The sequence below is a fragment of the Rouxiella aceris genome (assembly GCF_012933545.1).
GTDB lineage: Bacteria > Pseudomonadota > Gammaproteobacteria > Enterobacterales > Enterobacteriaceae > Rouxiella > Rouxiella aceris.
On the sequence record NZ_JAADJU010000006.1, the window covers coordinates 318,216 to 329,705 of the forward strand.

Here is an 11,490-nt window from a genome sequence, read left to right on the forward strand (position 1 = left end):
CATGAAACTTGCAAGTTACCTTTATAACAACCGTAAAAGTTACGGCATCGTTACCCCTACTGGGGTTATTGATCTCGGCACACGACTGGGCGCCCGTTATCCCGATCTCAAGGCGCTATTAGCCGGTAATGCGTTACCTCAGGCTGAAGCCTTATGCCATCTGACCCCTGATGTCTCTCCGGCCGATGTTATCTGGCTGCCGGTGATTGAGCATCCGGAAAAGATCCTCTGTGTCGGTATGAACTATGCAGAAAAACGCCGTGAGTTTGAGCAGACCGACCCGGCACCTACGCTGTTTGTTCGCTTTCCCGACTCGCAAACCGGGCATGAAACAGCAGTCATTAAACCCGGGCCTTCATCGCAGTTCGATTATGAGGGCGAGTTGGCGGTAATTATCGGTAAAGGCGGGCAGGATATCGCTGCGGCGACGGCGTTGTCCCATGTTGCCGGTTATAGCTGCTATATGGATGGATCTGCCCGCGACTGGCAACACAGCTGGTTTACTGCCGGGAAAAACTGGCAGTGTACCGGTGCCTTTGGCCCCTATCTCACCACCACTGATGAGGTGCCCGATCCTCATGCGCTAAGTATTCGTACCTGGCTCAATGGCCGTATGGTCCAGGAGGATAATACCGCCAGCATGATCCACAAGGTGGCCGAGCTGATTGAATATATTTCCACCTTTACCTGTTTACATGCGGGTGATGTGATTATTACCGGTTCTCCGGGTGGCGTCGGCAAAAAACGTAATCCGCCACTTTTTATGAAAGACGGCGATTGCATTGAAGTGGAAATTGAGCGCATCGGTCATTTGCGTAATCAAATTGTGGAAATGCCGTTGTCGGGAAATCGCGCTATTTCCGCGATTGCTCATGCAACTGCCTGCTAGCACTGTCAGTTGATATGTGTGTCAGTAATTGGTCCAGGAAACCCTTTATGTACAGCCAGGAATCCGCAGAATTTGCTGTTATTGATGTCGCTGAAAACCCGGATATGGTGCCGGCTTTACGGCACTTGCTACAAAGCGCCGGGCTGGGCATCGATCCGGATATCACACATTTTGTGGTTGCTCAGCAAGGTGGGGAATGGCTGGGGTGTGCGGGCCTGGCTGGTAATACCATCAAATGCGTCACTGTTGTGGCGCAACATCGTGGTGACAACCTCAGTGCCCGTTTAGTGGGGGAAGTGGAACAGTTAGCCATGCAATTAGGGCATTTCCACCTCTTTCTCTATACGCGCCCGTATAACATTGCCTGTTTTAAAGGCTGTGGTTTTTACCCGTTGGCACAGTGGGACGATGTGGCGGTGCTGATGGAAAATACCCCGGTGGGCATTCAGCGTTATTGCCGCAGCCTGCAGCCCTATTACCGGCCCGGCAGCAAAATTGGCGGTGTAGTGATGAATGCCAATCCCTTTACGCTGGGGCATCTTTATCTGGCGGAACAAGCCGCGGCAGCCTGTGACTGGCTGCATCTTTTTGTGGTGCGCGAGGATGTGTCGTTATTTCCGTTTACTGAGCGATTGGCGATGGTTCGCCAGGGTGTCGCGCATTTATCCAATGTCACGGTGCACTCAGGATCAGAATATCTGATATCCCATGCCACCTTCCCGGCCTATTTCCTTAAAGATAGCAAACTGGTTAATCAAACCTGGGGTGCTATCGATCTGCTTATTTTTCGTAATTACATCGCACCGGCGCTGGGCATCACCCATCGCTTTGTCGGTAGCGAGCCTTTTTGCCCGTTAACCCACCAGTACAACCAGGATATGTACACCTGGTTGGCGACAGCTGACAGCGCCTCTTCACCACGGATTGAGGTGGTGGAGATCCCGCGAAAATGTCACGCCAATGGTCGGGCCATTTCGGCTTCCGAGGTGCGAGCGCTCTTAACCAACCCATGCCTGGCAGCGCTGGCACAGCGCGTTCCCGGCAGTACGTTGATGCATCTGAAAATGCATATGCCGGCGGTATCGGCAGACAAATTTCTTATTCAATCAGGACAGTAAACGATGAAAATTGTACAGGAAGCCTTGGCGGGTACTTTTGAGTCCAGTGACTTATTGGTCAAGGTTCTCCCCGCGGAGGCGGAACTTAACGTGGTACTAAATAGCGAAGTTATGCAGCAATTTGGCGCGCAAATCCGCCGAGTGATTGATGAAACACTGGCGGCAATGCATATCACCGAAGGGCTGATCATTGTCGATGACAAAGGGGCGTTGGATTGTGTGATCCGCGCCAGAGTACAAAGTGCGGTGCTGCGTGCCGCCGGGGTTGAAAATGTCGCCTGGGAGCAACTGTCATGAGCAAATTACGTCGCAGTATGTTATTTCTGCCAGGCGCTAATGCCGCAATGCTTTCTACCGCGTTTATCTACCGCCCTGACTCCATTATGTTTGACCTGGAAGATGCCGTCTCACTGCGTGAAAAAGACAGTGCCCGCGTGCTGGTCTTCCACGCTTTACAACACCCTATGTACCGCGATATCGAAAAAGTCGTGCGTATCAACCCGCTGAATACCCCTTTTGGTTTACAGGATCTGGAAGCGGTAGTCCGTGCCGGTGCCGATGTGGTGCGTTTGCCAAAAACCGATACTCCGGAAGATATTTATGAGCTGGAAGCGCATATCGAGCGCATTGAGAAAGCCTGTGGTCGTGAAGTGGGATCCACTCGCACCATGGCCGCCATCGAATCGGCGATTGGCGTGATCAATGCCGTGGCTATTGCCCGCTGTTCACCTCGTTTGATTGGTATTGCCCTGGCGGCCTTCGACTATGTGATGGATATGCAAACCGAACGCGGTGACGGCACTGAACTTTTTTATGCTCGCTGCGCCGTGTTGCATGCTGCCCGCGCTGCCGGTATTGATGCTTTTGATGTGGTATGGCCAGACATTAACGATGAGGCCGGTTTCCTGAAAGAGGTCGATTTGGTCCGCAAACTGGGCTTTAACGGCAAATCGTTAATTAACCCTCGGCAGATTGAGCTGTTGCACAATGCTTATGCGCCAACCCAGGAGGAGGTGGACTATGCCCACCGCGTGATCCGTGCTGCGCAAGAAGGTGAGCGCAAAGGGCTGGGCGTTATTTCACTGAACGGCAAGATGATTGATGGACCGATCATCAACCATGCGCAAGTGGTGATTAATCGTGCTCAGGCTTCCGGCGTTCGCCGTTAATATTTTCCATGATGACAGGATCCTATGATGAATAACAAAACAGAAAGTCTGCATGGTCAATATCACCATCTCCAGCACTTGATCCCTTTTACCGCCGCCAATACCCAGACGCCGTGGCTGGCAGATGTGCAGGCAAAGCACCAGCGTAAACTGTGTGACAACATTGAACAGGCCATTGAACGCAGCGGCCTGCGCGACGGCATGACCATCTCGTTTCACCACGCGTTTCGTGAAGGGGATGTGATCATTAATGAAGTCGTGCATACCTTGATGCGTCTGGGATTTAAAAATCTTACGCTGGCATCCAGCTCATTAATGACCTGTAACGACCAGTTGATCGAGCCGATCCGCGCCGGGGTGATCACCCGTATTTATACTTCGGGGATGCGTGGCAAACTGGCCGAAGAGATTTCTCACGGCCTGATGGAAGAGCCGATCCAGATCCATTCACATGGTGGTCGGGTTAAATTGTTGCAGGATGGCGAACTGAAGATTGATGTCGCCTTTCTCGGCGTTCCGGTCAGTGATGAATTTGGCAACGCCAATGGGCAACAAGGGAAATCCTGCTGCGGATCGCTAGGTTATGCCATGGTCGACGCGCACTTTGCCCATAAAGTGGTGTTGCTGACCGAAGAACTGGTGCCGTTCCCCAATATGCCAGCCAGTCTGGTGCAGGATCAGGTGGACTATATCGTCAAGGTGGATCGCGTCGGCGATCCGGCCAAAATCAGCGTTGGCGCGGCGCGGGTTACCAGTAATCCCCGTGAACTACTGATCGCCCGGAATGCGGCCGAGGTGATTGAACATTCAGGCTATTTTGTTAATGGCTTCTCGATACAAACCGGATCCGGTGCCTCGGCGACGGCCTGTACTCGTTTCCTTGAAGAAAAAATGCAACGACGCAATATCGTCGCCCGTTTCGCTCTGGGTGGGATCACCGGCAGCATGGTCGATCTGCATGAAAAAGGTCTGATCGAAAAACTGCTGGATACCCAGTGTTTTGATGGACAGGCCGCGGCATCCCTGGCGCGTAACCCCAATCATATTGAAATTTCCACTAACGTCTATGCCAACCCCGGGGCCAAGGCGGCATGCTGTGACCAGTTGGATGTGGTTATCCTCAGCGCGCTGGAAGTGGACGTCAATTTCAATGTCAACGTCATCACCGGTTCGGATGGCGTAATACGTGGTGCTTCGGGCGGACATTGTGATGTCGCCGCCGCAGCCAACCTGACTATTGTAGTGGCACCGTTACTGCGCAGCCGCATTCCTACTGTGGTACACCAGGTCACCACCCTGGTTACCCCCGGCAGCAGCGTGGATGTGGTGGTGACTGACCAGGGGATCGCGGTAAATCCGGCACGTCCTGAGGTTCGCGAACGTTTGCTTAACGCCGGATTGCCGGTGGTAGATATTGAACAACTCTACCAGCGGGCCGTGGACATTGCCGGTAAGCCAAGCCCGATTGAGTTTGCCGAACGCATTATTGCCGTGATCCGCTACCGTGATGGCAGTGTTATCGATGTCGTACGTCAGATCAAAGAGGCATAACCAGAGTGAGTATGACGTTGCCTGAACAGGCTACGGTAGGGCTGGAACAGCTGTTAGCGGCGAAGGAGCGCCGCGCAGCCCGGCAAAACCGTTGGCTGAATAGTTATCAAGGGGCATTGGTTTCGCTGACATTGGTGACGCCTGGCGAGGTGAAGGATTCACCGCGTTATCGATTGTCGATGCAAGAGGCTATTGCGTCCTGCCACCAACTGTTACAGCAACGCCACTGGCCGGTGCTGGCGCATGAGGTGTTCTGGCTGGCCACCGGGCCGGAAGCCTTCTGGGCAGTGGCGCATGGCGCGGCGGAGCTTAAAGCGGCCACCGTGGCATTGGAACAGGCCCATGCGCTCGGGCGTTTGTGGGACATTGATGTATTGAGCCAGCAAGAGGGCATTATTGGCCGCCGTTCGCTGGATCAGGCCGCGCGTCACTGCTTGCTGTGCGAACAGCCTGCGCACGCCTGCGCACGTTCCCGGCAGCACCCTTTGCCGCAGATTATCGAGAAAATAGAGGATCTGATCGATGGCTACTTTATCCCCCGTTAAGTCTTATGCCGATGAACTTTCTCCACCGTCGCTTATGGCCTCGCTGGTGGTTCAGGCATTAGTGGAGGAAGTGCAATTGACCCCCAAACCGGGGTTGGTTGACGGACAGAACAACGGCGCGCATCGTGATATGGATTTGCCGCTGTTTCTGCGCAGCATCCAGGCGCTAACCCCCTGGTTTAGCCGCTTTGAGTCGTTGGGTATGCGCGATTGCGATGTGCCTGCCAGCGATATGCTGCCACGCATCCGCCCAACCGGCATGGCTTGCGAACAGGCCATGTATGCAGCCACCGCTGGCGTCAACACCCATAAAGGCGGGATTTTTTCGCTGGGGTTGCTGTGCTGTGCCTTGGGGCGATTGCGCGGTCGCGGTGCGGCAGTCGGCCGCCGTGCACTGTGTGATGAGGTGGCGGCGATGTGCGCGCGCCTGGTTGAACGTGAATTGCAAGATTGTCGCGAGCCGAGCACGGTGGGAGAGCGGTTATTTGTTCGCTATGGTCTGACAGGCGCGCGAGGTGAAGCGGCCAGCGGTTTTCGTACCGTATATGATTATGCGTTGCCAGCCTGGGAGCAATTAACCGCCGCCGGGGTGGCACCACGCCGACGGTTATTGCATTGTCTGCTGGTGCTTATGGCTCATAATCCTGACACCAATGTAGTTTCTCGCGGTGGGATCGCGGGATTACAGTTTGTGCAGACCCAGGCTCGGCAATTATTGGCCGGGGAGTGGCGGGATGCGGATCTGGTACAACTGGATAATGCCTGTATTGCCCGCAATCTCAGTCCGGGGGGCAGCGCAGATTTACTGGCTATCACCTGTGTGCTGGCGAATTTCCCGGCATGAGCAACCATGATTTCTCGCTGCTGGAACACTACCCAGTCGTGCTGGTCCCCGGCATTCAGGACAGCGTCGCCGAGCATTGGCAAAGCTGCTGGCAACGGCGCTTCCCCCATTGGCTGCGTATTAGCCAGCGGGATTGGCAACAGCCAGATCTGGAAGGCTGGATGTTGGCAATTTGCCGTGAGCTGGAAGGGCAAACGCCCCCGGTGTTGCTGATTGGCCATAGTTTTGGTGCACTTTCTTCGTGGGCTTTTGCGCAACGTTATCCGCAGCGCGTGGCTGGTGTTGTGCTGGTGGCCCCTGCCGAACCGCAACGCTTCGAGCTGGAAGATGAGATCCTGCCAGAACCCTTGTCTGTTCCCGGGCTGATGTTTGCCAGCCGCAGTGACCCTTTACTGAACTTCTCGCGGGCAAAATATTGGTCTGCTGCCTGGAATTGTCCTTTGATTGATGTCGGTGATGCCGGGCATATCAATGCCCAGTCGGGGTTTGGCGAGTGGTTGCATGCCCTGGATTGTATTGCCGAATTTGTTCAGCACCTGCCAGCAAGAAAATAAAGGGTGAGATGTCTGCCGATCCCTGATATCGCACCTCGCCTGTTTAACCATCCCGCCATTTTTATCGCCAGATTATTACTCTTACGCTAACCCAATACCGCCAGCGGGTGACGCTGTTTGTGCACCATCCCGGGTACCTTTTGTGCATCACTCACTGGCTTTGGGCTGTTTTTAAAGCGCATAAAAAGCTAAAATGTACACTGACTCTTGGTGTGGTCTTATATTTCTAGCGGTTTTCAATTTTTTTATTAATATTTTTATGAGGTTAGCGTGCAATCATTACCACATTGCCCAAAATGCAGTTCTGAATTTACCTGGCAGGAAGGGGAGCAGTTTAACTGCCCTGAATGCGGACATGAATGGGCGGCCAATGCTACTGCCGCCGAGGACGAAGGCCTGGTGGTCCGTGATGCCAATGGCAACCTGCTGGCTGACGGCGACGCCGTGACCGTGATTAAAGACCTTAAGGTTAAAGGCAGCTCTTCAACACTCAAGATCGGTACCAAAGTGAAAAGTATTCGTCTGGTTGAAGGCGATCACAATATCGATTGTAAAATTGACGGTTTTGGCCCTATGAAGCTGAAATCAGAGTTTGTGAAGAAAAACTGATAGCTGCTACCCGGCGGACGGGCTTATTACTGTCCGCGGATAAACCCGTTTTATTCAGCTTTCCTTTACGGGTTGCCTTCCTGTCGCGCGCGTTATTCGTTGTCGCGCGTCGGGTAGGGTAGGTCACAGATGTTAGCCTTATGGTTGGCATTTTGCTGTCCGCCGGGCCAGGCTAATTCTCTCGCTTGTTTAATTTCCTTTAAAATTTCCTGTTTGTTCGTATCTGACAATGCTTTACCATGGGGGCCATTCTTTTCTTGTATCGCCCTACGGACATCTGATGCGTTACCTGGCAACCCTTCTTCCCATCGTCGTTCTGCTCTGTTCCTGTAGCAGTCAACCCAAAAACACCACCCCCCCTGAGCAAAGTGCTGCACCGAGCGGTGGCTTTCTGCTTCCTTCTCCGCAGAGTGATTTTCTGCCCAGTGGTGATTTTGCTTCCAATCCGGCCGCCAATCTTTTTATCGACAAGATGGTGCGCGAGCATGGTTTCGATCGTCAGCAGTTACATGACCTGCTGGGGCAAACCAAACGACTGGACTGGGTGTTGCGATTAATGGATCGCCAGGCGCCGGTTGGTCAGCCACCTGCAGGTCCTTACGGTGCCTGGATCCGTTACCGCAGCAAATTTATTACCCCGGATAATGTGCAAAATGGCGTGGCATTCTGGAATCAATATCAGGACGCCCTGCAGCGTGCCTGGCAGCAGTACGGTGTGCCGCCGGAAATTATCGTCGGCATCATCGGGGTGGAAACCCGTTGGGGCAGGGTGATGGGTAAAACGCGTATCATTGATGCCCTGGCGACGCTGGCCTTTGACTATCCTCGCCGTGGGGAATACTTTGCCGGTGAACTGGAAACCTTCCTGCTGATGTCACGCAGCGAAGGGGACGATCCCTTGTCGCTGCGCGGTTCTTTTGCCGGTGCCATGGGTTATGGTCAGTTTATGCCGTCTGCCTTTAAGCAGTTTGCCGTCGACTTTGATGGTGATGGTCATGTCAATTTGTGGGATCCGATCGATGCCATCGGTAGCGTGGCCAACTACTTTAAAGCCAATGGCTGGGTCGCTGGCCAACCGGTTGCCGTTGTGGCCAGCGGTCAGGCACCGGGACTGGAGAACGGCTACGATACCCACTATTCGCTATCCACGCTGGCTGCGGCCGGATTAACGCCACAAGGCTCACTGGGCGGTTATCAACAGGCCAGCCTGCTGCGCCTGGATATGGGCACCAGCTATCAGTATTGGTATGGTTTGCCGAACTTTTATGCCATTACCCGCTACAACCACAGCACGCAGTATGCGATGGCTGTGTGGCAGTTGGGTCTGGCGGTAAGTCAGGCGCGCACCGGCAACTAAAAGCCGGTAGTCAGCAGCGGACAGGTGCTCCGCTGCTGACATATTGTTTTACCTTCTCTGCGCCAACCCTTCTTTTCGTTATCTGTCAGGGCCTTCTCAAGTATTTTCAGGTCGGTATAGGTATTTGACCCAAGCGGTTTCTGTGACAGCTATCGAGAAACAATTGCCTGTTCTCTGCCCGTGCCAATTCCGTTTTAGCGACCGCGCGCATTTCGTCCTCGCGGGAAGATTTTGTATTGGCAGAAGTGCTAACATCGTGGCTATTGATTGGCTTATTCAGGACAACCTATGACCGAGACTAATTTGCACCAGCTCAGTGTAGCGGTGGGGGCGGCGTTAAAAGCAGCAGGGCAGTGGGTCACCTGTGCCGAATCCTGCACCGGCGGTTGGGTGGCGAAAGCGATCACCGATATTGCCGGCAGTTCAGCCTGGTTTGATCGCGGTTTTGTGACCTATAGTAATGCGGCCAAACATGATTTACTGGGGGTTGCCGAATCCACGCTCCAGGAGTACGGTGCGGTCAGTGAGCAAGTGGTGCGAGAAATGGCCGAGGGGGCTTTGCACGCCGCGGGCGCGGATGTTGCGGTTTCGATCAGCGGCATTGCCGGGCCGGATGGGGGCACTGCAGCCAAACCGGTGGGGACCGTGTGGTTTGGTTTTGCCGATAACACCGGGCGTACTCATGCCTGTAAACAGCTTTTTGCCGGGGACCGCGAATCGGTGCGTCTGCAAGCTGCTGTTTTTTCACTACAAACTCTGCTTGACGACTTTTTGAAAAAATAGGCTTGATACTGTATGAGCATACAGTATAATTGCTGGTAATTACCTGCATGTGTATTTTGCATCCAACCCAACCGCTTTTAAGGTTCAGGCAGGCAGTCTTGCACCTGGCTTGAAAGATGACGGGGATAAACAACAACATTCAGTGACGGCGGCGTTTAATATTACGCTGCTGTACCACGCGAAGGAGTGAAAATGGCTATTGATGAGAACAAGCAAAAGGCGTTAGCTGCGGCACTGGGCCAGATTGAAAAACAATTCGGTAAAGGCTCCATCATGCGCCTTGGTGAAGATCGTTCAATGGATGTTGAAACGATCTCTACCGGCTCTCTGTCGCTGGATATCGCTCTGGGCGCGGGCGGCTTGCCAATGGGCCGTATCGTTGAGATCTATGGTCCGGAATCTTCAGGTAAAACGACCCTGACGTTACAGGTCATTGCCTCTGCACAACGTGAAGGTAAAACTTGTGCCTTTATCGATGCCGAGCACGCCCTTGACCCAATTTACGCCAAAAAATTGGGTGTCGATATTGATAACCTGCTCTGTTCCCAGCCGGATACCGGTGAGCAGGCGCTGGAAATTTGTGACGCATTAACCCGCTCTGGCGCGGTTGACGTCATTATTGTCGACTCCGTTGCTGCACTGACGCCAAAAGCCGAAATCGAAGGCGAGATCGGCGACTCCCATATGGGCCTTGCAGCACGTATGATGAGCCAGGCCATGCGTAAGCTGGCGGGTAACCTGAAAAACGCCAATACCCTGCTGATCTTTATCAACCAGATCCGTATGAAAATCGGCGTCATGTTCGGTAACCCGGAAACCACTACCGGGGGTAATGCCCTGAAGTTTTACGCCTCAGTGCGTCTTGATATCCGCCGTATTGGCGCAATCAAAGATGGCGATGTGGTGATCGGCAGCGAAACCCGCGTTAAAGTGGTAAAAAACAAGATTGCTGCGCCGTTTAAACAGGCCGAATTCCAGATCCTCTACGGTGAAGGTATTAACATCAACGGTGAATTGGTCGATTTGGGCGTTAAGCACAAACTGATCGAGAAAGCCGGTGCCTGGTATAGCTACAACGGTGAGAAAATCGGCCAGGGTAAGGCGAACTCTTGCAACTACCTGAAAGAAAATCCTAAAGTTGCTGCAGAGATCGACAAAAAACTCAGAGATATGCTGCTGAGCGGTAGCGGCGAACTCAGCGCTGCGGCAACGGTTGAAGACCTCGACGACAATGTTGAAACCAGCGAAGAGTTTTAATCCTCTGCGCTGATCCCGCTGGCGAGCCCCTCGGAGGTGTGCCCGGGTATCTCGATCATCAAGACAACTTTGTCATCAAAATCAAACAGCCTGCAGATGGGCTGTTTTTTTTTGCTTAATGCGTTTTGCTATTGCCCACCAAAGTGATGTTGGGCTACGGCAGCCGCAAGTCTTAAGGAGTGAATCATGAGTCAGGATGCCGAAGAACCGGCAGCGGGATCATCGCTATTTTCTACTGCACAAGATGATCAGGCAAAAAAGCTCAATACCCTGATTGCCCGCGCCATGCGTTTACTCGGTCAGCGAGACCACGGTGAAGCCGAGCTGCGGCGCAAACTGCTGACGCCGCCACAACCCTTTAGCCGTCCCTCGGCCTATAATGCCAAATCCACTGGTGAAGCGCGCAGCAAAGTTGTGCCGCAGGTAGTCGAAGAGATCTGCCCGCAGCTGGTGGATCAGGTTATTGCCTACTGCTATCAACATAGCTGGCTGGATGATGAGAAGTTTGCCGGGCACTATATTTCCGGACGCAGTAACAAGGGACTGGGGGCGCAGCGTATCCGCTCCGAGTTGATACAAAAAGGTGTCGATAAAGAGATTATTACGCAAGCGCTGGAAAATTGTGAGATCGACTGGTGCACTAAGGCGTATGATCTTGCCACGCGCAAATTTGGCCAGCCTTTGCCAACCGACTGGAAAGAGAAATCCAAAGTTTTACGTTATTTACTCTACCGCGGCTTTTTTCAGGAAGAAATTCAGGCTATTTATCGCGATTTTGAAGATTGAGCGCATACGGGATTTTACTTCCCCGCGA

13 protein-coding genes are annotated in these 11,490 nt (G+C 53.3%); all 13 read left to right on the plus strand.

Annotated features, from left to right (window positions below):
• The first annotated feature begins 1 nt into the window (after position 1).
• The gene (locus GW590_RS13510) at positions 2 to 889 is read left to right on the plus strand and encodes a fumarylacetoacetate hydrolase family protein (RefSeq protein ID WP_169403566.1); all 888 of its coding nucleotides are present in this window, start codon (positions 2 to 4) and stop codon (positions 887 to 889) included.
• Positions 890 to 936: 47 nt separating this feature from the next.
• Positions 937 to 2,007, plus strand: a complete 1,071-nt coding sequence (citC, locus tag GW590_RS13515; RefSeq protein ID WP_169403567.1) for a [citrate (pro-3S)-lyase] ligase — start codon at positions 937 to 939, stop codon at positions 2,005 to 2,007.
• 3 nt (positions 2,008 to 2,010) lie between these two features.
• On the plus strand, positions 2,011 to 2,304 hold the full coding sequence (gene citD, locus GW590_RS13520; RefSeq protein WP_169403568.1) for a citrate lyase acyl carrier protein: 294 nt from the start codon (positions 2,011 to 2,013) through the stop codon (positions 2,302 to 2,304).
• Positions 2,301 to 3,176, plus strand: coding sequence for a citrate (pro-3S)-lyase subunit beta (gene citE, locus GW590_RS13525; protein ID WP_169403569.1), 876 nt, complete (start codon positions 2,301 to 2,303; stop codon positions 3,174 to 3,176). Before citD ends, citE begins: the two co-directional genes overlap by 4 nt.
• A 27-nt stretch (positions 3,177 to 3,203) precedes the next feature.
• The gene (gene citF / locus GW590_RS13530) at positions 3,204 to 4,727 is read left to right on the plus strand and encodes a citrate lyase subunit alpha (RefSeq protein ID WP_169403570.1); all 1,524 of its coding nucleotides are present in this window, start codon (positions 3,204 to 3,206) and stop codon (positions 4,725 to 4,727) included.
• A 5-nt stretch (positions 4,728 to 4,732) separates the two neighbouring features.
• The gene (gene citX / locus GW590_RS13535) at positions 4,733 to 5,272 is read left to right on the plus strand and encodes a citrate lyase holo-[acyl-carrier protein] synthase (RefSeq protein WP_169403571.1); all 540 of its coding nucleotides are present in this window, start codon (positions 4,733 to 4,735) and stop codon (positions 5,270 to 5,272) included.
• Positions 5,250 to 6,116: a triphosphoribosyl-dephospho-CoA synthase CitG gene (gene citG / locus GW590_RS13540; RefSeq protein WP_169403572.1), complete on the plus strand. Its 867-nt coding sequence runs from the start codon at positions 5,250 to 5,252 to the stop codon at positions 6,114 to 6,116. Before citX ends, citG begins: the two co-directional genes overlap by 23 nt.
• Positions 6,113 to 6,670 (plus strand): RBBP9/YdeN family alpha/beta hydrolase, encoded by a 558-nt coding sequence (locus GW590_RS13545; protein WP_169403573.1) that lies wholly within the window; start codon positions 6,113 to 6,115, stop codon positions 6,668 to 6,670. Before citG ends, GW590_RS13545 begins: the two co-directional genes overlap by 4 nt.
• Positions 6,671 to 6,940: 270 nt before the next feature.
• On the plus strand, positions 6,941 to 7,279 hold the full coding sequence (locus tag GW590_RS13550) for a zinc ribbon domain-containing protein YjdM (protein ID WP_169403574.1): 339 nt from the start codon (positions 6,941 to 6,943) through the stop codon (positions 7,277 to 7,279).
• 280 nt (positions 7,280 to 7,559) lie between these two features.
• Complete coding sequence (mltB, locus tag GW590_RS13555; RefSeq protein ID WP_169403575.1) at positions 7,560 to 8,636, plus strand: lytic murein transglycosylase B; 1,077 nt, start codon at positions 7,560 to 7,562, stop codon at positions 8,634 to 8,636.
• A gap of 288 nt (positions 8,637 to 8,924) precedes the next feature.
• Positions 8,925 to 9,419 carry a nicotinamide-nucleotide amidase gene (pncC, locus tag GW590_RS13560; RefSeq protein WP_169403576.1) on the plus strand — a complete coding sequence of 165 codons (495 nt, stop codon included), beginning with the start codon at positions 8,925 to 8,927 and terminating at the stop codon, positions 9,417 to 9,419.
• A 192-nt stretch (positions 9,420 to 9,611) separates the two neighbouring features.
• Entirely contained in the window at positions 9,612 to 10,676 is a 1,065-nt protein-coding gene (recA, locus tag GW590_RS13565) for a recombinase RecA (RefSeq protein WP_169403577.1), read from the plus strand.
• Positions 10,677 to 10,961: 285 nt separating this feature from the next.
• Positions 10,962 to 11,462 (plus strand): recombination regulator RecX, encoded by a 501-nt coding sequence (gene recX / locus GW590_RS13570; protein WP_235955949.1) that lies wholly within the window; start codon positions 10,962 to 10,964, stop codon positions 11,460 to 11,462.
• Positions 11,463 to 11,490 lie beyond the last annotated feature (28 nt).

Bases quoted from the DNA above. Each gene is read 5' to 3' on its own strand.
- mltB (WP_169403575.1), top strand. From the start codon at position 7,560: ATGCGTTACCTGGCAACCCTTCTTCCCATCGTCGTTCTGCTCTGTTCC.
- GW590_RS13545 (WP_169403573.1), top strand. From the start codon at position 6,113: ATGAGCAACCATGATTTCTCGCTGCTGGAACACTACCCAGTCGTGCTG.
- citG (WP_169403572.1), top strand. From the start codon at position 5,250: ATGGCTACTTTATCCCCCGTTAAGTCTTATGCCGATGAACTTTCTCCA.
- GW590_RS13510 (WP_169403566.1), top strand. From the start codon at position 2: ATGAAACTTGCAAGTTACCTTTATAACAACCGTAAAAGTTACGGCATC.
- citC (WP_169403567.1), top strand. From the start codon at position 937: ATGTACAGCCAGGAATCCGCAGAATTTGCTGTTATTGATGTCGCTGAA.
- pncC (WP_169403576.1), top strand. From the start codon at position 8,925: ATGACCGAGACTAATTTGCACCAGCTCAGTGTAGCGGTGGGGGCGGCG.
- citD (WP_169403568.1), top strand. From the start codon at position 2,011: ATGAAAATTGTACAGGAAGCCTTGGCGGGTACTTTTGAGTCCAGTGAC.
- citE (WP_169403569.1), top strand. From the start codon at position 2,301: ATGAGCAAATTACGTCGCAGTATGTTATTTCTGCCAGGCGCTAATGCC.
- citF (WP_169403570.1), top strand. From the start codon at position 3,204: ATGAATAACAAAACAGAAAGTCTGCATGGTCAATATCACCATCTCCAG.
- recX (WP_235955949.1), top strand. From the start codon at position 10,962: ATGCGTTTACTCGGTCAGCGAGACCACGGTGAAGCCGAGCTGCGGCGC.
- recA (WP_169403577.1), top strand. From the start codon at position 9,612: ATGGCTATTGATGAGAACAAGCAAAAGGCGTTAGCTGCGGCACTGGGC.